Source organism: Providencia sp. PROV268 (assembly GCF_028477805.1).
In the GTDB taxonomy this organism is placed as follows: Bacteria; Pseudomonadota; Gammaproteobacteria; order Enterobacterales; family Enterobacteriaceae; genus Providencia; species Providencia stuartii.
In genome coordinates, this window is sequence record NZ_JAMPLW010000006.1 from 63,103 (window position 1) to 88,263 (window position 25,161).

At 39.4% G+C, this 25,161-nt stretch carries 22 protein-coding genes and 1 riboswitch; of the genes, 6 read left to right on the forward strand and 16 right to left on the reverse strand.

What is annotated here, in order from left to right; all coding sequences use genetic code 11:
- Positions 1-219 precede the first annotated feature (219 nt).
- Both speB and speA read right to left on the reverse strand, forming a co-directional pair.
- On the reverse strand, positions 220-1,140 hold the full coding sequence (gene speB / locus PR699_RS05515) for an agmatinase (RefSeq protein ID WP_004921989.1): 921 nt from the start codon (positions 1,138-1,140) through the stop codon (positions 220-222).
- Between the two features lie 104 nt (positions 1,141-1,244).
- The gene (gene speA / locus PR699_RS05520) at positions 1,245-3,149 is read right to left on the reverse strand and encodes a biosynthetic arginine decarboxylase (RefSeq protein WP_004921992.1); all 1,905 of its coding nucleotides are present in this window, start codon (positions 3,147-3,149) and stop codon (positions 1,245-1,247) included.
- Between the two features lie 644 nt (positions 3,150-3,793).
- On the opposite strand from speA, the gene metK reads away from it, so the two are divergent.
- Positions 3,794-4,948: a methionine adenosyltransferase gene (metK, locus tag PR699_RS05525; protein ID WP_004921998.1), complete on the forward strand. Its 1,155-nt coding sequence runs from the start codon at positions 3,794-3,796 to the stop codon at positions 4,946-4,948.
- Between the two features lie 444 nt (positions 4,949-5,392).
- Here metK and PR699_RS05530 read toward each other — a convergent pair whose 3' ends face one another.
- From PR699_RS05530 to PR699_RS05555, 6 genes are all read right to left on the reverse strand, one after another.
- A complete protein-coding gene (locus PR699_RS05530) occupies positions 5,393-6,307 on the reverse strand; it encodes a LysR family transcriptional regulator (protein WP_004922001.1) in 915 nt (304 codons plus the stop codon).
- A 307-nt stretch (positions 6,308-6,614) separates the two neighbouring features.
- Positions 6,615-8,294: a glycosyl hydrolase family 18 protein gene (locus PR699_RS05535; RefSeq protein WP_004922004.1), complete on the reverse strand. Its 1,680-nt coding sequence runs from the start codon at positions 8,292-8,294 to the stop codon at positions 6,615-6,617.
- A 67-nt stretch (positions 8,295-8,361) separates the two neighbouring features.
- Positions 8,362-8,973, reverse strand: coding sequence for a lytic polysaccharide monooxygenase (locus PR699_RS05540; RefSeq protein ID WP_004922007.1), 612 nt, complete (start codon positions 8,971-8,973; stop codon positions 8,362-8,364).
- Between the two features lie 268 nt (positions 8,974-9,241).
- On the reverse strand, positions 9,242-9,649 hold the full coding sequence (locus PR699_RS05545; protein WP_004922016.1) for a DUF6691 family protein: 408 nt from the start codon (positions 9,647-9,649) through the stop codon (positions 9,242-9,244).
- Positions 9,650-9,653: 4 nt separating this feature from the next.
- Complete coding sequence (locus PR699_RS05550; RefSeq protein ID WP_169342121.1) at positions 9,654-10,091, reverse strand: YeeE/YedE family protein; 438 nt, start codon at positions 10,089-10,091, stop codon at positions 9,654-9,656.
- Between the two features lie 2 nt (positions 10,092-10,093).
- Positions 10,094-10,420, reverse strand: a complete 327-nt coding sequence (locus PR699_RS05555; RefSeq protein WP_014656426.1) for a helix-turn-helix transcriptional regulator — start codon at positions 10,418-10,420, stop codon at positions 10,094-10,096.
- Between the two features lie 106 nt (positions 10,421-10,526).
- Between PR699_RS05555 and PR699_RS05560 the strand changes: the two genes are divergently transcribed.
- The gene (locus tag PR699_RS05560) at positions 10,527-11,060 is read left to right on the forward strand and encodes a SprT family zinc-dependent metalloprotease (RefSeq protein WP_141173165.1); all 534 of its coding nucleotides are present in this window, start codon (positions 10,527-10,529) and stop codon (positions 11,058-11,060) included.
- Positions 11,061-11,089: 29 nt separating this feature from the next.
- Here PR699_RS05560 and PR699_RS05565 read toward each other — a convergent pair whose 3' ends face one another.
- On the reverse strand, positions 11,090-12,160 hold the full coding sequence (locus tag PR699_RS05565) for a magnesium transporter (protein ID WP_004922030.1): 1,071 nt from the start codon (positions 12,158-12,160) through the stop codon (positions 11,090-11,092).
- A 74-nt stretch (positions 12,161-12,234) separates the two neighbouring features.
- A riboswitch (M-box (ykoK) riboswitch) is annotated at positions 12,235-12,406 on the reverse strand.
- Between the two features lie 615 nt (positions 12,407-13,021).
- Here PR699_RS05565 and PR699_RS05570 point away from each other — a divergent pair.
- Entirely contained in the window at positions 13,022-13,258 is a 237-nt protein-coding gene (locus PR699_RS05570) for a HEAT repeat domain-containing protein (protein WP_004922032.1), read from the forward strand.
- A 148-nt stretch (positions 13,259-13,406) separates the two neighbouring features.
- Here PR699_RS05570 and hcr read toward each other — a convergent pair whose 3' ends face one another.
- Positions 13,407-14,411 (reverse strand): NADH oxidoreductase, encoded by a 1,005-nt coding sequence (hcr, locus tag PR699_RS05575; RefSeq protein WP_041705034.1) that lies wholly within the window; start codon positions 14,409-14,411, stop codon positions 13,407-13,409.
- Positions 14,412-14,457: 46 nt separating this feature from the next.
- Positions 14,458-16,110: a hydroxylamine reductase gene (gene hcp / locus PR699_RS05580; RefSeq protein ID WP_014656429.1), complete on the reverse strand. Its 1,653-nt coding sequence runs from the start codon at positions 16,108-16,110 to the stop codon at positions 14,458-14,460.
- Positions 16,111-16,428: 318 nt separating this feature from the next.
- Here hcp and PR699_RS05585 point away from each other — a divergent pair, with 318 nt between their 5' ends.
- Together PR699_RS05585 and clcA are read left to right on the forward strand one after the other, a co-directional pair.
- Complete coding sequence (locus tag PR699_RS05585) at positions 16,429-17,526, forward strand: porin (RefSeq protein ID WP_014656430.1); 1,098 nt, start codon at positions 16,429-16,431, stop codon at positions 17,524-17,526.
- 404 nt (positions 17,527-17,930) lie between these two features.
- The gene (gene clcA / locus PR699_RS05590; RefSeq protein WP_014656431.1) at positions 17,931-19,331 is read left to right on the forward strand and encodes a H(+)/Cl(-) exchange transporter ClcA; all 1,401 of its coding nucleotides are present in this window, start codon (positions 17,931-17,933) and stop codon (positions 19,329-19,331) included.
- Positions 19,332-19,390: 59 nt separating this feature from the next.
- On the opposite strand, the gene tehB is transcribed toward clcA, so the two are convergent.
- The 5 genes from tehB to PR699_RS05615 all read right to left on the reverse strand — a co-directional run bounded on the left by tehB (position 19,391) and on the right by PR699_RS05615 (position 23,989).
- Positions 19,391-20,278: an SAM-dependent methyltransferase TehB gene (tehB, locus tag PR699_RS05595; protein ID WP_014656432.1), complete on the reverse strand. Its 888-nt coding sequence runs from the start codon at positions 20,276-20,278 to the stop codon at positions 19,391-19,393.
- A gap of 113 nt (positions 20,279-20,391) precedes the next feature.
- On the reverse strand, positions 20,392-21,471 hold the full coding sequence (locus PR699_RS05600; protein ID WP_004922053.1) for a linear amide C-N hydrolase: 1,080 nt from the start codon (positions 21,469-21,471) through the stop codon (positions 20,392-20,394).
- Between the two features lie 349 nt (positions 21,472-21,820).
- Positions 21,821-22,630 (reverse strand): hypothetical protein, encoded by an 810-nt coding sequence (locus PR699_RS05605; protein WP_014656433.1) that lies wholly within the window; start codon positions 22,628-22,630, stop codon positions 21,821-21,823.
- A 208-nt stretch (positions 22,631-22,838) separates the two neighbouring features.
- Entirely contained in the window at positions 22,839-23,417 is a 579-nt protein-coding gene (locus PR699_RS05610) for a YceI family protein (protein ID WP_014656434.1), read from the reverse strand.
- A 14-nt stretch (positions 23,418-23,431) separates the two neighbouring features.
- Complete coding sequence (locus tag PR699_RS05615) at positions 23,432-23,989, reverse strand: cytochrome b (protein ID WP_004922061.1); 558 nt, start codon at positions 23,987-23,989, stop codon at positions 23,432-23,434.
- A gap of 406 nt (positions 23,990-24,395) precedes the next feature.
- Between PR699_RS05615 and PR699_RS05620 the strand changes: the two genes are divergently transcribed.
- A complete protein-coding gene (locus tag PR699_RS05620) occupies positions 24,396-25,034 on the forward strand; it encodes a glutathione S-transferase family protein (protein ID WP_014656435.1) in 639 nt (212 codons plus the stop codon).
- The last annotated feature ends 127 nt before the right edge of the window (positions 25,035-25,161 follow it).

Below are 25,161 nucleotides of genomic sequence, written 5' to 3' on the forward strand. Positions count from 1 at the left end.
CTATAGAGATAAATATGACTGTAATTGAGTGATAATCACTCGCATTTATGAAAGAAATAACTTTTAAAAGGGAAATAGGTAACAAATCGAAGTGGAACTACTCACAAAGAGGTATAGCAAAAAGTGCTATTTCCTCATATTTGTTTAAATAACAATCTATTTTATTGAGAATAAATTAGGCTGCCTAGAAGGCAGCCTAAAAATCAGACAAACTATAGGTTATTTTTTAGATGCTTGTAAGTACAACATATCTAAAGCAATGGTTGCTGCGGCCAATGCAGTGATATCAGATTGATCATAAGCTGGTGCGACTTCAACTAAATCCATACCAACGATATTTAACGGTTGTAAACCACGCAACAGTTTTAATGCACGATCTGAGGTTAATCCACCAATGACAGGTGTTCCGGTTCCCGGCGCAAAAGCAGGATCTAAACAATCAATATCGAAAGTGAGATAAACAGGCATATCACCCACAATAGATTTAATTTGTTCGATCATCTCATCAACACCGCGATCATTAACTTGTGCGGCATCAATGACTGTAAACCCGTTATCACTTTCATGCTCTGTACGAATACCAATTTGTACAGAACGAGTCGGATCAATTAGCCCTTCTTTTGGTGCATGGTAGAACATAGTGCCATGGTCATACTGGCTACCATTACCATAAGTGTCTGTGTGTGCATCAAAATGGACTAACGCCATTTTACCAAAATGCTTTGCATGGGCGCGCAACAGAGGCAAAGTCACAAAATGGTCACCGCCAAATGTTAAGCAGCGCTTGCCCGCCTCCAGCAATTTTTCTGTATGTGCTTGTAGCTTATCGCACATGTCTTGTGCATCACCAAAAGCAAACACCACATCGCCACAATCCACAACATTTAAGCGCTCTGTTAGTTTAAAATTCCATGGCCAACGATGGCTTTCCCACGCTAAGTTGGTAGATACCTGACGAATAGCAGCAGGTCCATGACGGCTGCCCGCACGACCAGAAGTTGCCATATCAAACGGCACCCCCGTTATCACCCACTCAGCATCTGAGTTATAAGGTTGAAAGTTTAATGGGAAACGTAAAAAGCCAAATGCGTTAGAAACCAGTGAATTATCGACCTGATTACCTAATGTGCTATTAATCATCACTCTTCCTCTATCAGTATTTGTAATCTGCAAATACTTTTATTATTTAGACTCATAGGTGGCTCTACACCACCTGTGATTAGCTACCGTTTATTTATCGCCAATTATTCGTCTTCTAAATAAGTATAGCCATAAAGCCCATTCTCAAACTCATCAACGAAATCTTTTTGCAACTGCTCGCTCAACCCAGTGCCTTTAACTTGCTCTGTAAAGCTTTCAAGCAATACTTCTGGTACTAGCTTCACATATTGCAGCATATCAGCGACCGAATCGCCTTCTTCACTTTGCAGATAACGCACGTTGCCTTGGCTATCAACCCAAACATCGATTGCTGCTGTATCGCCAAATAGATTATGCATGTTACCTAGAATTTCCTGATAGGCCCCTATCATAAAGAAGCCGATCATGGGTGGGTTTTCAGGGTCGTATGCAGGCATTGGCATAGTTGTTTCAACACCGTCACCATCGACATAATGGTCAATAATACCATCCGAATCACAAGTGATATCCAATAATACCGCGCGACGGTCAAGAGGCTTATCAAGGCCTTCTATCGGTAAAACGGGGAACACCTGATCAATCCCCCAAGCATCTGGCAACGATTGGAATAACGAGAAATTCACATAGAACTTATCAGCCATCCGCTCTTGCAGTTCATCAATAATTGGACGATGAGCACGGTTACTGGGATCTAAGTCTTGTTGAATACGACGACAAATATTCAAATAAAGCTCCTCGGCCCACGCTCGCTGAGTCAGGTCGAGTACACCATGAGCATACTGCGTATGCGCTTCTTGTAAATCAAACTGACTATCATGGAGCCATTCACGTAACGAACGGCTATTACCTTGGTGCTGCATTGATTCCCAGGTTTCCCACAATGAAATCAATGAACGCGGTGCATCCTCATCGGGAGGAGATGTTTTGGTAAATTCATTTCGCTCCACCCCGATCACATTAGAAACTAAGACCGTATGATGTGCGGTCAATGCACGCCCTGATTCGGTGATCACCGTCGGATGTGGTAAATCAAACTCCTCACACGCATCACCAATCGCCCAAATCACATTATTCGCATATTCATTTAAACCATAGTTTACTGAACAATCTGATTGGGAGCGCGTTCCTTCATAATCCACACCTAAGCCGCCACCCACATCAAAACATTGAATTTTTACGCCTAAACGGTGCAACTCAACATAAAAACGTGCAGATTCACGGACACCTGTCGCGATATCACGAATATTCGCCATTTGTGAACCAAGATGGAAATGCAGCAACTGTAAACTTTCTAGGCGACCTGCCTGACGTAAAATTTCAACAAGTTGTAAAACCTGTGTTGCCGCTAAACCAAATTTTGATTTTTCGCCACCACTTGCCTGCCATTTGCCTGACCCCTGCGACGCCAAACGAGCACGAACGCCTAAACGAGGTGTCACATTCAAGCTTTCCGCTTCTTTAAGAACAACCTCAATTTCAGACATTTTTTCGATAACAAGGTAAACCTTGTGACCTAATTTTTCCCCGATAAGCGCTAATCGAATATATTCACGATCTTTATAACCATTACAAACAATAACGGTACGAGTACGGCCGGCATTTGCTAGCACAGCCATCAATTCAGCCTTCGACCCTGCCTCTAGTCCAAGCGGTTCACCTGAATTGACTAATGATTCGATGACTCGACGCTGCTGGTTGACCTTAATCGGATAGACCAGAAAATAGTCGCCTGTATAGCCGTACGATTCACGAGCACGCCTAAATGCCGCATTAATTGAGCGCAAACGGTGCTGTAAGATTTGTGGGAAACAGAATAATGCGGGTAAACGCAAGTGCTCCTGCTCCTCTTTAACTTGATTAACAAGTTCGGCTAGATCAATAGACGTGTCTGGGTTATCAGGATTTGGGCAAACACAGACATTTCCGCGCTCATTCACCTGATAGTAACCACCGCCCCAATACGCGATGTTGTACGTCTGGCGCATTTTGCGAGCGATATTATCATTCATAACAAACTCCTTTATGGAGGGGTGAGTGACGCTTTCTCCGGCCAGACAGCGACCCGTCCTAAGACGTGGCTCTGCAAGGCAGTTATGTCGGGGAAACAGCTATTACTCGGATTAATTAAAGTGCTTAGAACATCTAAACGGTGACAAATACAACCATTTGGCTGACAGTTACTGACTGATAGCCAAGGGTGTACTAGGAAGATGATAGTAACTTCGAGAAGAAGTAAATAAAGACAGGAAAGTAAACGCCAAAAACACGCGGCGATCCGCATTTAGCTGCTGATTACTGTTATTCAGTAGATTATGGATCATTACCCATTAACCCCCAATATAACTGTTTAATCTTTATCAATAGCGAGAAAGATAAACACTCCTGATAGATAGCAGGCACATTGTACGCCTACTGGTATATAACGGAACATTTTTAACTAACCGTCACGGTCGCTGTTTATACATTGATTAGGCAGAAATTGCAAAACGTTATTGGCTTAATAGAAATAAAATTTGTAAGGCTCGTCTTTTTACTTATTGTTTTTCTGTCAAACGTAAAAACAGGTAGCACTTTTTTTGTTAAAACATTAAAATAGACGTCTAGATGTTAAAACATCCAATTACAATCAGCGAATTCTTAAGGTATTAATCTCATGGCTACACATCTCTTTACTTCTGAGTCTGTATCGGAAGGGCATCCTGATAAAATTGCCGATCAAATCTCTGATGCGGTTCTTGATGCGATTCTTGAGCAAGATCCAAAAGCTCGCGTTGCTTGCGAGACCTATGTCAAGACAGGTATGGTGATGGTCGGGGGAGAAATCACCACCAGTGCTTGGGTTGATATTGAAGAGATCACACGTAAAACCGTTCGCGAAATTGGTTATACCAGCTCTGACATGGGTTTTGATGCAAACTCGTGTGCGGTTTTAAGTGCGATTGGTAAACAATCACCTGATATCAACCAAGGTGTTGACCGCGCAGACCCATTAGAACAAGGGGCTGGCGACCAAGGTATTATGTTCGGTTATGCGACAAACGAAACTGACGTTCTGATGCCTGCACCAATTACTTATGCTCACCGTCTGGTACAGCGCCAAGCAGAAGTTCGTAAAAATGGCACTCTGCCATGGTTACGTCCAGATGCCAAAAGCCAAGTCACTTTCCAATATGACAACAACGAAATTGTTGGCATTGATGCGGTTGTTTTATCCACACAGCACGCAGAAGATATTAAACAGCAAGATTTACATGAAGCTGTAATGGAAGAAATTATTAAACCAGTTCTTCCAGCAGAGTGGTTAGTGCCAACAACAAAATATTTTATCAACCCAACAGGTCGCTTTGTTATCGGTGGGCCAATGGGCGACTGTGGTTTAACTGGTCGTAAAATCATCGTTGATACCTATGGCGGCATGGCTCGTCACGGTGGCGGTGCATTCTCCGGTAAAGATCCTTCTAAAGTAGACCGTTCAGCGGCTTATGCTGCTCGCTATGTTGCCAAAAACATTGTTGCAGCCGGCTTAGCTGATCGCTGTGAAATCCAAGTCTCCTATGCAATTGGTGTTGCAGAGCCAACTTCAATCATGGTTGAAACATTTGGTACAGGTAAAGTTCCAGAAGCGCAACTGGTTCTGTTAGTGCGTGAATTCTTTGATTTACGCCCATACGGCTTGATTCAAATGCTGGATTTACTACATCCAATTTACCAACAAACGGCTTCTTACGGGCATTTCGGTCGTTCTCAATTCCCTTGGGAAAAAACAGACAAAGCCGCTATTTTACGTGAAGCTGCTGGCCTAAAATAATTAGCCAAACCAATAAGCCCCACACTGTGGGGTTTATTTCTTTATTCATCCTCTATCTTATTTCCTCGCTTAAATTCATTTTTAGAACTCCTTGAGCAAAAGTACAATTCTCCTAAACTAATTGGGCTAAAGAATATAATCATCACGTTTGGGCCTTATCATACCTATAGAATAAGTATTGCCATGTAATAATTTTTATATTAGCAATGATTCGCACTTAGAAACGCATATCTCATATTTATTTCATAGTGGAAAGAGATAAGTGGTTATAAAAACCAGTTAAAGGCGGTAGTGTCTATAGAGAAAACGTTTATTTACTATGGAATAATAAACGTAATGAAATCGTAGAAGAAGCCAACCCTAGATATATTAGGTATTTTTATAACTAGGGTAGCTCAGCGTCATCCAAGCCTACAATATGCAAGATATTATGTATGCTTTCTATTATACCGTAGATAAATTTTCAATAAAACTTGATGTATCAATCTTCTTTATTAATCGCTCTTTCCACCAAGAGAAATTACCACCTTGACTTGATGGATGCCAAGCTAGCCAAATAAATTGATCATCTTTAGGGATCTCTACCGGAACAATGACTAATTCTTGGTTCTTTAACTCTTTTTTAATATGTGAAGGACAAATAAACCCATACCCTATTCCTCGCTTAATTAAGACTAATTTACTTTCTAAATCGCAAACCAATATTTGCCTTCCTAATATGACTTCTTTTTCTCTATTAATTGATAGCTCATGGCTACTATCTGCAATTTCAACGTGGATATCGTTTATTAACTGATTTCTCGTTATTATCGTTTTTTGTGAAGCGAATGGATGTGATGGGGAAACACAAAGGGCAAAACTAAGTTTTCCTAGTAGCTGGGTTCTTACCTTTATGTTTTCAGGGATCCCCCCAAGAGCAATAATAAAATCTGCTCTATTTTCTTTTAATGCATCCCAAGCCCCTGTCATTGCTTCTCTTAGGATTGAAATATGAACATCACCATTTGCCTTAATATAATCACGAATATCTTGAACAAAGATATCTAGCGGTAGAAATTTTTCAACCACAATACGAATTTGGTTATCAAATGTTGGAATATTTCTCACTCTATTTTCGAGATCTTGCACTGCATTTAAGATCCATGCCCCCTCCTGTAATAAAAATTCCCCCTCCTTAGTTAAACGAATTACAGGTCCATTACGGTGAAAAAGCTTAACTTTCAATCGACTTTCTATATTTAATACTTGATAGGAAATCGCAGACGGTGTTTTATGCAATACATCTGCCGCTGTTGAAAAAGAACCTGTTTTTTTGATAGTGCTTATTATATTAATTGCATCCACGGATAATCTAGTCATATAAGCTCCTAATTAATTTAAATAGCTAATACAATGATTTCAGCGCATTAATATTTAGTCGACTTCATATATAGAACTATCATAATGTTGTTCATAAACAATCAAGAAACATCCTAATCTACTAACTTAATAGTCATTAATTTTCTTAGTAGATATATAATTAATAAATAGAATTAAAATAAAAGTCATTGGTAATATAAAATAATAGATCTTATAGAAGTATATCTTTATGAAAAACAGCGCTCACTTAACGCTGGATAATTATAGAGGGAAATAGACTCCCTCTATAATAAATATTAATATCAATTTATTTAGCAAGACTATTACCTAAACTCGAATTCATGCTATTTAAAATATCACCATTATCCGCATCAATTTCCCATGCAAATAATCCTCCAAGTTTGTTCTCTAACACATACTTCCCTTTTGCTTGCACTGAACGTTGATCGTCAAAGGTAATCAGATCCCCTGTTGATGCTTTAAATACATAGGGCGCTTCTGCGACTTCATCATAGCTATATACCCATTGTCCGCTCATATACTGATTTTTGATTTGGCGATAATCAACAACTCCATTTTCCCATGTCCCTGCAACTGGGCCTGTCGCTTTCCCTGTAAATGGATTACCGTTGGTATAGCCATTCACCCCCGTCCATCCACGCCCATACATCGCTGCACCTACCACGATTTTCGCGGGATCAACACCTTGATTCAATAAAGCATTTACCCCATTAACCGTTGTATATTCCGTATCTGGACGCCAACTGGAGGCATTAAGTGCGGTTTGGTAGCCAAGTGTATTTAAATCAAATGCACCATAAAAGTCGTAGCTCATCATAAAAAAGTGATCAACCGATTTTTGTACCTCACCAAAATCGACTTTATCTATTTTGGCTTTCGCGGCACTAATAGCTGATGTTAATTGATATTCGCGCCCGGTTTCTTTCTCTAATTCATCCAACATCGCGCGAAGCTCTTGCATCAACAATAAATAAGTTTCACCATCTTTATCTGACGCTAATGTGGTGCTGGCTCCATTTGCACCAGGATATTCCCAATCGATATCAACACCATCGAAGAATTTCCATGTCAACAAAAACTCTTTGACAGACGTTACAAATTTGTCTCGTTTGGTTTTATCCTTCATTGCATAAAATGGATCTGATAATGTCCATCCACCAACAGAAGGTAATATTTTCAAATGGGGATAGGCTTGCTTTATTGCCATTAACTGCCCAAAGTTACCTTTATATGACAATGAAGTTCCTGTTTGAGAGACATTAATTGCAGCCCAAGGATCATGAATAGTCACTTTATAGTCATCCCTACCTGTACATGACTTCTGCAATGACTCAAAACTACCTTCAATTTGCTTTAAGCTATCATTAATTCCATTTCCGCCGCATATAGGAATAAAAGCATACAAAATATGAGTAAGATTTTGTGCCGGTATTTTATCGGCAGAAAATTTCCGTCCATATATTCCCCATTCAACAAAATATGCAGCAACGACTTTTCCTGAGTCTTGCTTGTAAGCTTGGTTATTTTCTAAAAGTTGCGTTTGCAACGGAGCAAAATGACTTCCATCTGTATCTTGGACTGTAATTTCAACCACATCACTAAAATTACATTCGTCGCCATTGCATAGTGCAACCTTCAATTTATACTTCCCGCCTTTAGATATTGAAAGGCTTGCTTGACCTGAAGAGCTGGTTGAAGGACCACTCCATACCTCTTGGTCATTCAAATACACTTTTGCCGTAGTTCCATAATCTCCATACCATAAATCCCAGGAGACATTAAAAGTTGCCGCCTCTTTTCTCGTCACTAATAATTCATATTTATCCTCATTAGGGTTAATTTCAACAATGCTATAGGTGTTATCCATCCATTGAATTGTGGGCTTTCCGGGCAACGCTGCATATGCAAACTGAGTAGCACAATGACCGATAAGTGCTGCTAGCATTAACTTATTTAGTCTAAACATGTTTTACCCCTTAATGTGTTAAGGAATACGGGATATTTTATTGAGTTCAACAATTAATCGTTCGATATTAATCGCTGATATTGACATCACTAACTTGGTAGAATGCATTTGACGTATCATAAACATCCCACACCGCAAGGATGACATGATAGCCAGAGCGATCTTTCGGCACATCACACTCGATTTCTGTGACGACTGGTGGTCTAACACCATTTTCATATTTGACACAGAAAGGCGTTAAATCAAAAGAATCGCGTGTGAGTGGCTGTGATGGGTCCCAATCAGGCTTAGTGATAAAATACCGCCAGCTATCGGTAGAATGCACAACGGTTAAATACCAAGCAAAGGTATTTTTCCCCGTTTTAAGCTCACTTTTTACCCACCGGGTCGGCGACTGTTCATCCATTTCAGAGTGAGCTGCTATCGCAGCACTGGCAATGACTCCATCAGCCGGACCAGCCTCAGGGAATCCTTTTGGTGCTTCAAAACTATGTGGGTCATAAGGTACTTGATTGCCACAGCCCGTATTTTTTAATTCAGTGGTATTACGCACCGAACATAAATAAGCACGACTTGGTGGCTCTGTTGTATAACCATGTGCTAGGGCAAACTGAGAAACGCCTAGTAATAGCGATCCTAAACAGCTTAAGGATATAAGATGCTTAAATTGATTTTTCATAATGCACCTCTTTATTCACTTTATAATAAATGTTTTTTAAACAGTGCGATTAATAGCCATCACACGGTTCATTTATATTATTATCAGTTTAAAAGCGTTTTTTATGAATAAATCAACGAGCTAAATTAAATATTTATCATGATAAGTATTTTTTTAAATATGAATAGATATATTTTTATATGAAAATAGAAAAGCAGAAATGTTATTTAATAGATATCACTAATCTTTAATAAAAAATTCAGCCCCTTTAAATTTGGGGCTGACGCTATTATTTTTTGAATAATTGAAAAACAGACATGCCCGCAATCATGGCTAATGTAAAAATGATCCCTTGTGTTAACCCCATCCCCGTTAATAGCAATGCAGGCCCAGGACAAATACCGGCTAATCCCCAGCCAAGTCCAAATAACACACTCCCTATCACTAGAGGCTTATCAATTTTTTGATTGGTCGGGATCTGCATAGGGCATTTTAATACACTAGCTTGACGTTTTTTGGCGAAGGCAAATGCAATTGCACTGATCACCATCGCCACTGCCATAGTGACTAATAAAGAAGGATCCCAATTACCCGTAATATTTAAGAAGCTAAGAATTTTAGCCGGATTTCCCATCCCCGCTAATAATAGCCCCAAGCCAAATAATAAACCTGAGATTAATGCGATAATAACTGGCATAACTTTATCCTCTTAATCCCAATAAATTTATAACCGCTACCGTCGCAAATGCCACTAACATAAAAGTGATAACCGCAACTATCGAACGCCGAGAAAACCTCGCCATACCACAAATTCCGTGACCACTTGTACAGCCACTCCCTAATCGCGTACCAAAGCCGACGAATAAACCGGCGAGGATAAGGATAGGGGTGCTCGTCGTGATCGACACTTCCGGTGAAAAGAAAAAGAGCGTAAATAAAGCAGGAGCCGCCATAATCCCGAGCACAAATGCCACCTTCCAAGCGGTATCCCCTGCAATCGGTTTTAAAACGCCACTTAAAATACCGCTGATACCAGCAATTCTGCCATTAAAAAGAAGTAATAGGGAAACTGCCGCGCCAATTAATAAGCCCCCCATCGCAGCTGACCAAGGGGTAAAATTAGCCCAATCAATAGACATCATTATTTCTCCTGAACCGGACAATAAAGTTGGTAAAGTGTATTCAGTAACGTGAAGAGCTTTTCATCGGCAATCGCATAATAAATTCGTTTACCTTCACGACGTGTCGTCACGAGCCCTTCATGACGCAATACCGTTAGTTGTTGAGAAAGGGTTGGTTGCTGTATGCCCAGCGACGTTTCAAGATCGCTCACACACACCTCACCTTGCGTTAACTGGCATAACAGAAGTAATCGATCCGGATTACCTAATGTTTTCAGCAATGATGACGTTTGTGTTGCAGCCTGCTTCATCGCCAAAAGCAATTGGTTTGTAGAGTCCTCGCTCATAAATCCTCCCAATAAATACATTATCATAAAATATAATATATATTTTTATATAATGATAGCCAATAATGCTTGTTTCCTCATATCGGCTTATATTATGCTTAGTTATATGAAAACCGTTCGAATCCCCATTTATCTTCAACAAAAAGCCATGCGCATGCTGAGGGCAAAACTGAATTTAGCCCAACAAAAGCTGGAACAAATCTTTCCAGAACCAACACTTAACTATAAGCAGCGAGGAACAACAGCAGGGAGTGCCTACTTAAAAGAGTGGGAAATTCGTTTAAATGCTGTCTTACTGATTGAAAATGGTGATAGCTTCATTAATGAGGTGATCCCTCATGAGTTGGCTCATCTATTAGTGTATCAAGTCTTTGGCCGTAAAGGTATTGCTCCCCATGGCAAAGAGTGGAAGTGGATGATGGAACACGTTTTAGACGTTCCCGCAAAACGTACACATCGCTTTGAAGTCACGTCCGTCAAAAGTCGCACTTTTACCTACCATTGTGCATGTTCCACAACGCACGAATTAACCATTAGAAGGCATAATAAAATTGTCAGAGGGGAGAATCAGTATTTGTGCCGAAAATGTGGGGAGGTTTTAAAACAGAATGAGTGGGTGAATGCGGCAGATGTTGAATAACACTGCCGCATCAAGTCGATGGTGTGTCTTTAGGCGAACTCCGTCATTACCAATTTGGCAATTTCGAAGTAAATAATTAGACCCGTTCCATCAATGAAGGTTGCAATAAACGGCGCAGATACTACTGCGGGGTCAACTTTTAATTTCTTCAATACCATTGGGATAATCGAAGAAACAATTGCACTCCACATGGTGATAGCAACAATAGTTAGACTTACTACAATCGTCACTTCAGCGCCCACACCCAGTATCCATGCCCTAATCAAAGCAGCTGCACCAATAGTCACGGCCACTAAGAAAGAGGTTGATACTTCTTTTTTCAATACCGCGCCCAAATTACGTAGGCTCACTTCCCCTAGCGCCATCGCCCTGACAAGGGTTGAAGTGATTTGCGTTCCACTGTTCCCGCCCGTTCCAATTAATAATGGAATAAAGAAGGCCAGAGAAATCGCAGCTTCTAATTGCTCTTCAAAGGCTTTTAATACTGTACCGGTATACGCTTCCGCAACAAATAGCATTAATAGCCATACGACACGTTTACGCCATAACGTAATAGGACTGGTTGCTAAATAAGGCTCTTCAAGTGGTGTAGTCGCCCCTTGAAGTTGTGCGTCTAACGTATTCTCATCTTCAATTAATTCAGCAATATCTTGAGGACGTAATACCCCCATCAATTTGCCAAATTGAACAACGGGTATCATATCCAAACCACTATGGTTGATCAGATCATAAACATCATGACGTGATTGATCAGGCGCCACTGAAAAGTAGTTGTGTCTCATAATATCGGATACAAGCAACCCTTCATCCGCCGCTAATAGCGATTTGACTGAAAGAATACCATTTAAATAATTTTCCTGATCAACAACAAATAAATACGTTGGGATCTGCTCACCGTCTAAGTGTTCGATCAAATTCTTTTTCACGCAAGCAACAGAATCCGCAATAGAAACAGGCAAATAAGATTGGCTCATATATGCGCTGACAGTTGCGTCATCAATTTTTGGTTGCTGAGTGTTGTTGTTATTCAGGCGTGCGCCTTTCATTGCGGACTGAGCAATTGCTACAGATCCCGCTTTGTTCTGGGTAGTGAAAGTCATTTTTTTAGTCCCTAGTTACTGTTGTTTACTCAAACAGTACTCACATAGGGGCGAAACCAGATGAGAGAATGCGGTGGCTATCTCTACGTCTCGGTTTTAGCACTATACAACGTATCCAACTTACATTGGAAGTTACATGGGGATATACCTTCGTTCGATATATCCTGTCCTGATCTTGGGCGTCTCTCGACGTCGTCAGATCAGTAACCTGTGTTTGTATAGGAGCCTCGCCTAACGAGATACTGCACTTTTGATGCGACGCGAATTATAACCATAAGATTATTAATTACCACCCCGAAAATAGCATTAATAACACATGTTGATTATCTTGTTTAGGTTTTGTTTAAGTTGATGTATGACAACAATTCGTCGCGTTACTAAATGTAACCAAGCATGTATTAATATTTTATTCACTGTTCAAAATACGCTGCTTTTGACTTATTTTTTACACGTGAATAAAAAACGTAGTTACTCGATTAATAAATTTATAACGCAATGACAAAAAAGGAAAATTACTTGATTTTATCTAATTTATTTTATCTTTCATCCTAAGATAAAAGAATAATATTGAATATATTAATTTGCATTATTATAATTTTTTGAATAATCTATACTATATAAAACAAACCCGCCAAACAGGTAAATTATTTTATTTCTGTCACATCTTATTTGATTTTAATCAACCATCATAAAAAACGTCTTAATAAGAGAATGCACTTAATGCATTATTTAATTCGAAAAAAGTCTCAGCTTATTAGTATTTCAAAATAAAAATACATAATCACATATTAATTTAGTGGTTAATATATTTATTTTTATTTTAAAATACCGCAAGGTTAATTAAAGAGTGAAGTTTTAATTATGGACAGAACCATTGTCGGTATGCTGACAAATCTAACATTTCGAGTGAATGATGAGATAAAAATCGCCGCTATATCAGCGTTAGGAGATTATAAAGCAACTATTGAACACCAAGAAGCTATTGTTCGTATTATCAATCTTTGCCAAGATCCAAATAAAGAGATTGCAGTATCAGCTATCAACACATTAAGTAAATTATCCGTTTATTTTATACCTGAAGGATATACACTTAAATAAACTCGTTTAATGTGTTATATCGATATTCAGTTACCTTTTATTATATAATAACTTACAACCAATTACGTATTTTTGTTTAATAAATAATACATAGGTCACTGTCTCATTACTTAGCCACTATAATGAGACAGTTCATTGATGAGGTCACTTACGCTATTTCTGTATCACCTTGTAATTGGCAGCTACAAGCCAAGACATAACCGGCCGCAATCTCTTCTTCTGTCAATGTCATGGTACTGCTCGTCGTATAATTGCCTGAGAGTACTTTTGTTTTACAGCTACCACAAACACCAGCACGGCAAGCCGCAATGACTGGCTGTTTATTTTGTTCTAAAGCCGACAGCAACGACGTTCCGACAGGAACTTTAAAATCGACCAAACGGTGGCGTATTTTTAATGTCACTACGTCTTCACTGTCAACCGGCTCCGGCTCTAGCGAAAAACGTTCCATAAAGAAATGATCAGCAGGTACACCTAGGCTTTTAGCGAATTGCTGAGCATTCTTCATATAAGGTGTAGGCCCACAAGTCATGACCACTCTAGCGCTAATATCCGGCACCAAGGCAGAAAGTTTCTCAAGGGTTAATCGCCCTTCTGCGACGCCACCATTATCTGGCGTTTCCGCCATAATGCACAGTTGTAATCGAGATGAATATCGCTCAATCAACTGATCCCATTCATCCGCAAAAATGACTTGTTGGCTATCACGCACGTTAAACAAAACTTTGACATCCGCCTGAGGCCGATTAGCCATCAACCAACGCACCATCGACATAATTGGCGTCACACCACAGCCAGCGGCTAACATCAGATATTGGTTACTATTGAGCTCTGCACAGGTAAACTCCCCCTGAGCGTCAGAAAGCCATAGATAATCACCGGGTTTTACTGCCCCCGTTAACCAGCATGATCCTGTGCCTTGTTCTAAGCGTCTTACCGTAATCGTGATAAAACGGCTTTGCCCAGGTGTCGATGAAATCGTATAAGCTCTCATGATTTCATCGCTGTTTTTAATACTAACAAGTGCATATTGACCGGGTGAATATGTATAAAAGTCGTGATTGATTAAATTAATCGTCCATACATCGGAGGTTTCTTGATGAATAGAATGTATTTGCATTCTATTTGGACATAAACTACTCGGCATTGTCATCCTATCACTCCAATTGGGGGGAAATATCCCCCCTTCACTCTTAATATTAAGCAGGCAAAATTTCAGCTAGATCTTGTTCAACTGTTGTAATGCTACGCATACCGAATTTTTCGTTCAGTACATTTAATAAGTTTTCAGTTAAGAAACCAGGTGCTGTTGGGCCGGTATAAATATTTTTAACGCCCAGCGACAACAGCGTCAGTAAAATAACAATCGCTTTTTGTTCAAACCAAGACAGAATCAAGCTCAATGGTAAATCATTAACGCCACAACCTAATTTTTCGGCTAAGTTCACTGCAAGCATGATTGCTGAATAAGCATCATTACACTGACCCACATCTAGTAGACGAGGCAAGCCTTCCAATGTACCAAAGTCTAATTTATTGAAACGATATTTACCGCATGCCAACGTGAGAATTAAGCAGTCTTCCGGTACACTGCGAGCGAAATCCGTATAATAACTACGCTCACCACGGCTACCATCACAACCCCCTACTAAAAATACGTGACGTAATTTTTTCTGTGAAACTAAATCAATTACGGTATCAGCGGCACTCAATAATGTTTGACGACCAAAACCAACCGTAATTTTGTGTTCAATTTCTGTATATGGGAAGCCATTCATTGATAGAGCTTGATTGATCATTTCAGAAAAATCATCTCCCGTTAAATGTTTCGCTCCAGGCCAACCCACGATACTGCGAGTCCAAATACGATCTTTATACTGACCGACATCAGGGTCGATAATACAGTTTGAAGTCATCAGCACAGGACCCGGAAATTTCGCGAATTCCGTTTGCTGATTTTGCCAACCACTACCATAGTTACCAACAAGGTGTGAATATTTTTTAAGTTCAGGGTAACCGTGAGCAGGTAACATCTCACCGTGAGTATAAATATTAATCCCCGTTCCTTCCGTTTGTTCTAACAACATTTTCAAATCTTTCAGGTCATGGCCTGAAATAAGAATACATTTACCAGCAACAGGGCGAACATTGACCTCTGTTGGCACAGGGTGACCAAACTCCCCTGTTTCACCTGCATCTAGAATTTCCATGACTTTGAAATTCATTTGGCCAATCGCCATCGCGTTATCAAGCAGTTCATTCATATCCGCTGGTAACGTACCGAGCCACGCCATGATTTGATGATATTGACGATAAATCTCATTATCATATTGGCCCAATACATGAGCATGCTCCATATAAGCGGCAGCACCTTTTAGCCCATATAAGCAAAGCATGCGTAAGCCATGAATATCATCACCCACTTGTGCTTTATCAATATCAAGTGCGAACGCTTCGGCTTGTTTTTGCAAGGTCGCAATATCGTTGCCATTTAATTGGATATTAATCAGGGGGTGATTAAACACAATGGCACTATTTTTAGCTTGGCATTGCTTGATTAATTTATCACGCAGATAAATCGCTTCACGTGCATAGCCAATAATACGCTCTGAATCAAAGTTAACGTTTGTCAGTGTTGAGAAAAAAGCTCGAGGAGCAAAGCTATCGACATCGTGGTCAATAATTCCCAATTCACGGGCCGTAACTGCACTCGCCGACAGACTTTGTAGTACAGCCACTAATAAATCTTGCAGGTCAGACGTTTCCGCCGTTTTACCGCACATACCCTGCGCGTATGCACAGCCATTGCCAGCTGGAGTTCTAATTGTTTGTTCACATTGCACACAGTACATGTTCATTGCCTCATAAGTTGCATTTTGAATACAACATTAAGATTAAACCTTTTTCGATAATAAGAAAGCGGATTTAAAGCTTATCTGATGCTTTATTGATCTATATTAATGTTTTTAGTAAATGAGAACTATTTGCATCTATCTCACTAATAAAATAAGGAAAATTAGCCTTATGACAGTATCCTTAAGATAAATAGTTTCATTTTTGCTCGAATTAGTACTTGCTAAATTTGATTTGTTAACTTGATAATACCCGCGCTTAATTTGTTAGGTACAAAAAGATTTCACTTAGTTAGTAAATGGCTTAAAGGATTTTTTATGAAGAAAAAGACTATTCTTGCAGTGACTATCTGCACATTATTCGCGGCGGGTGTTACCAATGCTGCTGAGGTTTATAACAAAGATGGCAATAAACTGGATGTTTACGGTCAAATTGATGTTCGCCACTATTTTGCCGATGCAAAAAGCGGGGAAGATGGGGATGATTCACGAGTCCGTTTAGGGTTTAAAGGTGACACGCAAATTACAGACCAGTTAATTGGTTTTGGTCGTTTTGAGTGGGAAACGTCGACCAATAAAGCGGAAACCAGTAATGATAACCAAAATCGTTTAGCGTACGCTGGATTAAAATTTGCAGACTACGGCTCACTTGATTACGGTCGTAATTATGGTGTGATTTATGATACCAATGCTTGGACAGACGTATTGCCACTTTGGGGTGCTGATACCATGGATCAAGAAGATACCTTCATGATGGGCCGTAACCGCAATTTACTAACTTATCGTAATAACAATGGTTTTGGTTATATTGATGGTTTAAGCTTCGCTCTACAGTACCAAGGTAAAAATGGCGATCAAAATAAATCAACCGGCTCAAGCGCATTAGATAACAATGGTGATGGCTACGGTTTTTCTACCGCTTATGAATTAGGTTGGGGTCTCTCAATTGGTGGCGGTTATTCAAATTCATCGCGTACGCCAAGCCAGAATAATATTAAAACGGGAGCAACAGGAAAACGCGCCGAAGCTTGGAACCTTGGCAGTAAATTAGAACTTGATGAGTTATATTTAGCCGCGATGTATGGGCAAACACTCAACACAACCCGATTTGGCGACGATGACGCTGAGGCGATTGCCAACAAAACAGAAAATCTTGAACTAGTTGCATTGTATTCGTTCGATTTTGGCCTGACCCCCTCCATTGGCTATAACCAATCTAAAGGTAAAAACCTAGGTAATTATGGCAATAAAGACTTAGTGAAGTATATTGCGGTTGGTGCATCCTACGATTTCAACAAGAATATGGCCGCTGTCATTGATTACAAAATCAATTTATTAAAAGATAACCAATTCACCGATGACTATGGTATCAATACAGACAATGTGCTTGGCTTAGGTTTAATTTACCAATTTTAAATCTATTTAAGTAATTCACCCCCATTATGGTTTTCATAGTGGGGTGAATTCCATCATACGCAATTATCCCCAAACGTCCTGTCATTCCCCAACTTAAATATTAACTTACCGATTATTTTATTAACAAATCTAATAAACTTTAGCGCATATCCCTTATTATTTACTTAAACTAGCTTACTTTATACAGATATTATAAATGATTACACATTTATGACTTATTAATTTCACTTTAATTAAATAACGTCATATTCCAATAATTAAAAAAAGTAAAGTCTTACGTTTTATTTGCTTTGTTTATTAAATAAAATACCTGACAATAAAATTGTGGTATGGTTTGACATACTGCTTGTCATACTAAAATTACAATAAGTTGCTATACATCACTAATAGAGAGTCATAAAAAGATGTCTGAACAAAGTTCAATGAGTCAATCCGCAATGAAATATCGTTTCGGAATACTCAGACGATTAAAAGAATCTAATAAGACCCCATTTGGCATATTGCTTTTATCCGCGGTCATTGGTGCATTTGTTGGCTTGGTGGGAACCTTATTTGAACTAGGCACAACATGGGTGAGCAACTATCGAAGCAGTTCTGTTAATGAACTTATTACCGACAAATGGCTACTTATTCCTGCTATGTTTGCAGTATCTGCAATATTAGCGATGATAGGCTATTATCTCGTCAAGAAAATTTCACCAGAGTCAGGGGGATCAGGGATACCTGAAATTGAAGGCGCATTACAAGACCTACGCCCTGTACGATGGTGGCGCGTTATCCCCGTGAAATTTTTTGGTGGATTAGGTGCATTAGGCTCTGGAATGGTGCTAGGCCGCGAAGGCCCAACAGTACAGCTCGGCGCCAATATCAGCCAAATGTTTTATGATATTTTTCGTATTAAAGATAATGAATCACGTCATACGTTATTAGCTGCGGGTGCAGCAGCGGGGCTATCAACGGCGTTCAATGCCCCACTGGCAGGTATCTTATTTATTATTGAAGAGATGCGTCCACAGTTTAAATATAGCTTAATATCCATAAAAGCGGTGTTTATTGGTTCAATTACCTCTACCATTGTCTACCAATTAATCAGTGGTCAAGCCGCCATCTTAAATATTGGACAATTTTCATCTGCCCCCTTAAATACATTATGGCTTTATTTAATTTTAGGAATGCTGTTTGGGGTGATTGGTATTTGCTTTAACCGCTTTTTGCTTTATCTACAAACGAAATTCCTCGCATTTTATCAAAATAAAGTTTCTCGTTTTGTATTAATGGGAGGCCTAATCGGTGGATGCTGTGGTGCTATTGGTGTTTATACTCCTGAAGTTGTTGGAGGCGGTTTTTCTGTGATCCATCAAATGGTAGCAGGAAGTTTTACTGTATCGGTCTTAATACTGTTTTTTGCCCTACGCTTCCTCACATCCTCTATCAGCTTTAGCTCTGGTGCCCCCGGTGGTATTTTCTCTCCACTACTCGCTTTAGGTACGCTTTTCGGGGGCATTTACGGTTACTGCGTGTTAGAGCTTTTTCCGGATTACCACATTGAAGTGGGTACTTTTGCTATTGCGGGTATGGGCGCTTTATTTGCCGCGACAGTCAGAGCGCCGCTAACGGGGTTAGTGTTAGTACTCGAAATGACCAGTAACTACCAACTTATTTTACCTATGATTATTACCTGTCTAGGCGCGACCATGGTGGCACAATTTTTAGGTGGTAGACCACTTTACTCGGTTTTATTAGAAAGAACATTGCAAAGAAGTGCACAAGAAAAATCAGCAGAGCAAACCAAAGCGGCGAGCTAAGCTTAATCAACCAGCGGGATGTTTTACACATCCCGCAATTGTCTTAACCTAATCAAACACTACCGCTTTTTGGCAATTAATGTCGCGAAATTAAGTTTTATACGGTTACCTTGCGCATCCGTTCTATGCAGATGACCAGGATTTTCATTATATTTTAAAATCTCCCAGTCTTTGTAATATTCATGCAACTCCCCTGCTTTGAGGAAGCATTTGAATGGGATCAAATCTAAAGGAGCATCTGGCGTTTCAGCAGCACATACGATCACATTAATACCACCCGGTAATGTGTGTGCTTGCATGTTAGCAATAACATCCGCAATACGTTCACGCTGCAAAAACATTAATACAACGGTAGAGATGATTAAATCATAATCGTCTTTGATTTGATGGCTATTAATATCATAAATCGCAGTTTTAATATTCTCTATACCAGCTTGTTTTTTGACAAATTCAATGGCCTGAATATGTTGTGGGTTAATATCTACCGCTGTCACGTCATAACCTTGCAATGCAAGATAGAAGCTATTGCGTCCACGTCCTGATCCTAAATCTAACGTTTTACATGGCTGAGACAGGTTATTTTCACACAAAAATCTCACTTCCGAATGTGGGATAGTTAAGCCATATTCTTTATAGAATTTGATATCGGGATGACATAAAAAGGAGAGTTGGCACTGCATATCATCGCTGCAATCCGAAATTCGATGCCAAACTTGAGGCTCAATAATCGGTGGTTGGTTATTAATATCAAATGTAAATTTTTGCTCGCTACCGTCTTCTGAAAAAATAACAAAATCGAGTGATCCTTTTAGTACTCGAAGTTGTGCATAGGTATCTTCTTTCGTGTTATGGCGCTCTTGAAACATCAGAGGAAGAGAGGCTTTATCCCACACAGGCATAGTCTTATAACAAACTAACTCGCTCATATCATCACCTTTAAGTTGCATATTAAATACATCTTATAACTTTATTAATCGACCTGCAAAGGTTTCATAAGATGATGTTTGGTAGCTTGATCAGAATCAACCTTCTGGAAAACCAGAAGGTTGATAGCGGAAGATTAATAACCCAGTTGTTTTGCTGATAAACCTAAAAACTCAAAAGGCTCACTCTCTACATACTCATTGGTCGCATCGCCAGAAAAAATATGACTCTGCTCAGCACCGAGGGTCAGTTTTTTCACCTTGCCCGTTTCAGCAGAGAAATCAATCTTCTTAAGGTTAGTCCAAAAGATATTTGGGGTTAGAGCGGATTCGAAGAAATAGAGTTGACGTTTATGATCAACTAGAGTCCGCCAGCGAGTCGAGGAAATTTCAGGTGAGTTTTCTGTGGTTAATCCATAAGGAACAGACACATTACGAATAACGCCGAACACACTGGCAACAGCTTTATTTGGTGTTGTCTGTTGTGGGATAGCATTAATATAAAATTGTGCACGTGCAAACCGATCCGCTGAGCGGTTTGTGCCCGGCAACATAACCGTACCACCTATTCCTTGCCAATATTCTTGCATAGCTAATTGCTTTTCATAAATAGGTGAATTTGTCATGACTTGATATTGGCGACTGTGGTGAATAACTTGCTTACCATTAATGTATTCAACAATCGCACTATCACCACTCGCATCTGACAATGATAAATGCAAAGTGGCTAAACGGTCTTGCCCGGGTACGTTATCGGTCATAACCAATAACGGTGTTTTCTCTAATGCTTCTACCGCTTCAGCCACCGTCGCAAAGTTATCAAGCATATATTGGGCCCATAATGAGATAGAGAGCGCTGGCTGCTTATCATTCGCTGGCGGGTATTGTGATTCTGCAAGCCATAATAAATTAGCCACTAAACCTTTTTCATTCACCCCATCGGTCGTTGAAATATCATAGCCTGATGCAATCACACTACCGTATTTTGACGTCCATTTTAGGGAGTTAGGCCCAGCGATACCCTCTCTCTTCATTCCTCGCGGAAATATCCATAAATTAGTCCCAATATCATATTTCCAGTCCATCGTCCTCGCTGTCATGGTTTGCTGATCTTCACCTAAATACACGACGCGCGTACATGCTTGAGTGACAACTGAGGGAACATAAACTGCGGCCGCGGTGAGTAGTGCAACCATGCTTTTCTTAACAAACGACATCTGACCTCCTAGAAACAAAGAGTTACCGCCAATAGACTTTACACATCGTCAAACAGTGATGGACTGAATAAATAAAATGTATCAACTTGGCTCAATTAACATGTTCATATTCATCATAAAATTGAAAATATAATTTGATGATAAAAGTATAGAAGAATTATGAGCTATGCGCAGGACGAATCAACCTTTTGAAACATTCAATAACAATTAAAGGCTATTTAGCTTCAAAAAATACATTCATTAATGTGAGGATATATTCGACTTTGTCTATTAAACCGTCATATTTGGCAGGGAAATAACATGATGACGCAATATCCCATCATTTTAAGATGAGATATTGCGTCACTGATTATTGATTCGTGCCAGCGAATAGAGAGCGTAAAAAGGCCGCTTTTTTCTGGTTATCTGGCATCGCCAAAATGTGATCGTAAAAACTCATTGTAATACGGCAAGTGACGGCCGGTTGCTGCTTAGCTTTTTCTAAATCCCCTAGTAATGAGGTTTTCTTACCATATTTTGCAGTTAATTTAGCCTGAATATTCGTCAGAATTGTGTTTTTTTCTTCATTCGACAATGTCGGCTGTTTAACGCCAGCTTCACTGGAAATCAGTAATTCATTGGTTGCCTCTAATTGTTTAAGGAGGACCGAATGACTTTTTTGTGGTGGCATAATCGCCGCTGAATCACGCAAATATGGGAACAGTGAATAGAAACAGGTTTTTCCTGACGGGTCTGCTTCCAACAGCACATTTAAATAATCGTTCACTTTGCTGGTAAAATTAATGATGGATTCATCCGAAGCATAAGGGATACGTTCAGTCACGAGCTTCATGACACTACCCACTATCTGATCAAACATATGTCGGCTCAGTAGTTCATTAGAAGGATCGTAATCACGAACAATATTTTCTATGGCTTGATAAACATCAGGATTGATTTTTTTTATCGTTTTAATAACCGGCATATCTTTTTCGATATCAGATAATGCCTCTATCTGAGCAACGCTTAATGGTGCCTCTAAAGAGCTTGATTGAACTTCAGCCTCTGCTTGTGTTGATAATGTATTGTTATCTTTGCCCAACCAATAAAAACCGAGTGCAAACGCGATAAAAATAACAACAACAATCAGTGCTGTTTTACGTGAATTATTTGTCTCCAAGAGCCTATACCTTTATAACAATGCCTGACTAATAAATCGCCTCAACTGACTTATCCTAAATAAGCACTTACGATCAAGCCATTTGATTTTTAATGTATTCTACCCTGTTACAAAGTCATTAAGCTATAGGAAAAAAGGAAATTAAAAATCCAAATATATTGCCCCCAATGCGCGGGTCGCATTGAGGGCATTTTAGGCTAAAGAATCATTACTTCTCTTGCACGCCTTCAACTGAAATTAACAACTCAACTTCTTGAGATTTAGGACCTAAGTCTGATTTGATGTTAAAATCTTTCAGTTTAATATTCCCTTGTGCTTCAAAACCAGCACGGTATCCACCCCAAGGGTCTTTACCTTCACCCATCAATTTAGCATCTAAAGTGATAGGTTTAGTGACACCATTGAGTGTGAAATCACCTGTAATTTTGTAATTTTCACCCTCTTTTTTCACGTCAGTAGAGACAAATTTCGCTTCTGGGTACTTCGCCGCATTCAAGAAATCGCCACTACGTAGGTGCTTATCACGTTCAGCATGGTTAGTATCGATGCTACCCGTTTTAATTGTCACCTCGACTTTGTCTTTTGCAGGATCTTTTGCATCGTAGGTAAAGCTACCATCAAAGTCTTTAAAGCTGCCATAAACCCAGCTATAACCCAAATGTTGGATACGGAATTCGATAAATGCGTGTTGACCTTGCTTATCAAATTTATAGGTTTCAGCTAATGCAGAACCTGCTGTTAAAAATAATGCTCCAGTTGCCAGACCAAGAACCGTTTTCTTAAACATATCTTTCTCCACGTTTATTTATCGGGATTAAAACCCAACATTCTTTTTAAAGTAATATCACCATCAAAGAAGTGATGTTTAAATGCTGCAAAGGCATGTAAAAGTGATAGCAAAACAACTGCCCAAGCAAGATAAAGATGAATATCCCCTGCTGTATCTGCTTGTGTTGCTGCACCAGTAAATAAAGCGGGTACTTCAAACCAACCAAAAACACTAATGGGTTGGCCATCAGCAGTTGAGATTAAATAACCACTGATCAAAATACTAAATAAAATCACATAAATTAATATTTGTGCGATCGCTGAACTTATTTTGGTTAAACGACTATAACTCTCAAGCGGTTTAGGTGACGGAGAAATAAACCGCCAAATCACACGAAATGCCATAACAATAAATAATAAAATACCTATACTTTTATGAATTTCGGGTGCTTGATGATACCAACTATCATAGTAACCAAGGGTCACCATCCATAAACCCAGTGCGAACATTCCATATACAACAATCGCAACTAACCAATGTATGAGCAGTGATATATGCCCATAACGAGTGGCACTATTTTTCCATTGCATGATAAATAGCCTTATAAATTAAAAGGTAATCATTTGTTTTAATAACCTGCCGTAATCATAAGGGGATTTTTAAATTATTCCTATCCCTAACTTAAACAAATATTTTGTTGAACATATTCAAATACTATCAACATTATCGTTTTTTCAATAAATTTCAATTTGTCTAGTGCCAATCATTTAATGTAAATAAAATTATCTTCAGTTTATGTAAATAAAAGAAACCATTTATTTTTATTACTCTTATTGCAACTATAATTTTCGTTATAACTTATATAAAAAAAATATAACCTAATTTTGTATTCTGTCTAATAAATCGTTGTCATTGTCCATAAAACACTTAAATTAAATGGGCTTGTTAGCCACTATCTTCCCTCTCATTATTCTACCGATATAGGGTGGTCATACTATGTACAAACTTTGGATTGCTAATAAAAATTACTCTTCGTGGTCACTACGCCCTTGGGTTTTGCTCAAAACGCTCGGTATCCCTTTCGATGAAAACCTCTGTTATTTTGAAACTGGTAGAGGGAAAAGTAGCCACGATAAGTTTAAAAATTTCTCGCCCACTGGCCTTGTTCCTTGCTTAGTCGATGGGAAGCAAACGATCTGGGATTCGCTGGCGATTTGTGAGTATCTCTATGAAGCGTTCCCTCAAGTATGGCCTGCTGATAAACAAGCACGTGCATGGGCTCGCTGCGCTAGTGCAGAAATGCACTCTGGATTCACGGCGCTTCGCCAAACATGCCCGATGAATCTGACTCACCAAGCTCCATTAGAAAAACTTTCTCGAGAATTACAAGCCGACCTTAATCGGCTTCAACAGTTATGGCAAGAAGGCTTTACGACCTTTGGTGGACCATGGCTAGCAGGAAATCAATTTACGGCGGTGGATGCTTTTTACGCCCCTGTCGCCTTTAGGATCCGTAGTTATCAACTGCCTATGAGTAATGCCGCTCAACAATGGGTTGACCGCATGCTAGCGTTACCGGCAATGCAGGAATGGTATCGAGCAGGGCTTGAAGAGCCAAGCGTTGAACATATCTAATACGATTGGGCTGTTTGCAGCCCAACTTAACCGATTGTTTATAAAAAAATCATCTGTACGAGCATCAAAACTAATTTTTGTTCAATATGGCTAAATCGCCCGCAAATATCGGTTGTAACACCATCAA

Coding starts and splice junctions, on each gene's coding strand:
- speB (WP_004921989.1), bottom strand. CDS start 1,140: ATGATTAATAGCACATTAGGTAATCAGGTCGATAATTCACTGGTTTCT.
- speA (WP_004921992.1), bottom strand. CDS start 3,149: ATGAATGATAATATCGCTCGCAAAATGCGCCAGACGTACAACATCGCG.
- metK (WP_004921998.1), top strand. CDS start 3,794: ATGGCTACACATCTCTTTACTTCTGAGTCTGTATCGGAAGGGCATCCT.
- PR699_RS05530 (WP_004922001.1), bottom strand. CDS start 6,307: ATGACTAGATTATCCGTGGATGCAATTAATATAATAAGCACTATCAAA.
- PR699_RS05535 (WP_004922004.1), bottom strand. CDS start 8,294: ATGTTTAGACTAAATAAGTTAATGCTAGCAGCACTTATCGGTCATTGT.
- PR699_RS05540 (WP_004922007.1), bottom strand. CDS start 8,973: ATGAAAAATCAATTTAAGCATCTTATATCCTTAAGCTGTTTAGGATCG.
- PR699_RS05545 (WP_004922016.1), bottom strand. CDS start 9,649: ATGCCAGTTATTATCGCATTAATCTCAGGTTTATTATTTGGCTTGGGG.
- PR699_RS05550 (WP_169342121.1), bottom strand. CDS start 10,091: ATGTCTATTGATTGGGCTAATTTTACCCCTTGGTCAGCTGCGATGGGG.
- PR699_RS05555 (WP_014656426.1), bottom strand. CDS start 10,420: ATGAGCGAGGACTCTACAAACCAATTGCTTTTGGCGATGAAGCAGGCT.
- PR699_RS05560 (WP_141173165.1), top strand. CDS start 10,527: ATGAAAACCGTTCGAATCCCCATTTATCTTCAACAAAAAGCCATGCGC.
- PR699_RS05565 (WP_004922030.1), bottom strand. CDS start 12,160: ATGACTTTCACTACCCAGAACAAAGCGGGATCTGTAGCAATTGCTCAG.
- PR699_RS05570 (WP_004922032.1), top strand. CDS start 13,022: ATGGACAGAACCATTGTCGGTATGCTGACAAATCTAACATTTCGAGTG.
- hcr (WP_041705034.1), bottom strand. CDS start 14,411: ATGACAATGCCGAGTAGTTTATGTCCAAATAGAATGCAAATACATTCT.
- hcp (WP_014656429.1), bottom strand. CDS start 16,110: ATGTACTGTGTGCAATGTGAACAAACAATTAGAACTCCAGCTGGCAAT.
- PR699_RS05585 (WP_014656430.1), top strand. CDS start 16,429: ATGAAGAAAAAGACTATTCTTGCAGTGACTATCTGCACATTATTCGCG.
- clcA (WP_014656431.1), top strand. CDS start 17,931: ATGTCTGAACAAAGTTCAATGAGTCAATCCGCAATGAAATATCGTTTC.
- tehB (WP_014656432.1), bottom strand. CDS start 20,278: ATGCAACTTAAAGGTGATGATATGAGCGAGTTAGTTTGTTATAAGACT.
- PR699_RS05600 (WP_004922053.1), bottom strand. CDS start 21,471: ATGTCGTTTGTTAAGAAAAGCATGGTTGCACTACTCACCGCGGCCGCA.
- PR699_RS05610 (WP_014656434.1), bottom strand. CDS start 23,417: ATGTTTAAGAAAACGGTTCTTGGTCTGGCAACTGGAGCATTATTTTTA.
- PR699_RS05615 (WP_004922061.1), bottom strand. CDS start 23,989: ATGCAATGGAAAAATAGTGCCACTCGTTATGGGCATATATCACTGCTC.
- PR699_RS05620 (WP_014656435.1), top strand. CDS start 24,396: ATGTACAAACTTTGGATTGCTAATAAAAATTACTCTTCGTGGTCACTA.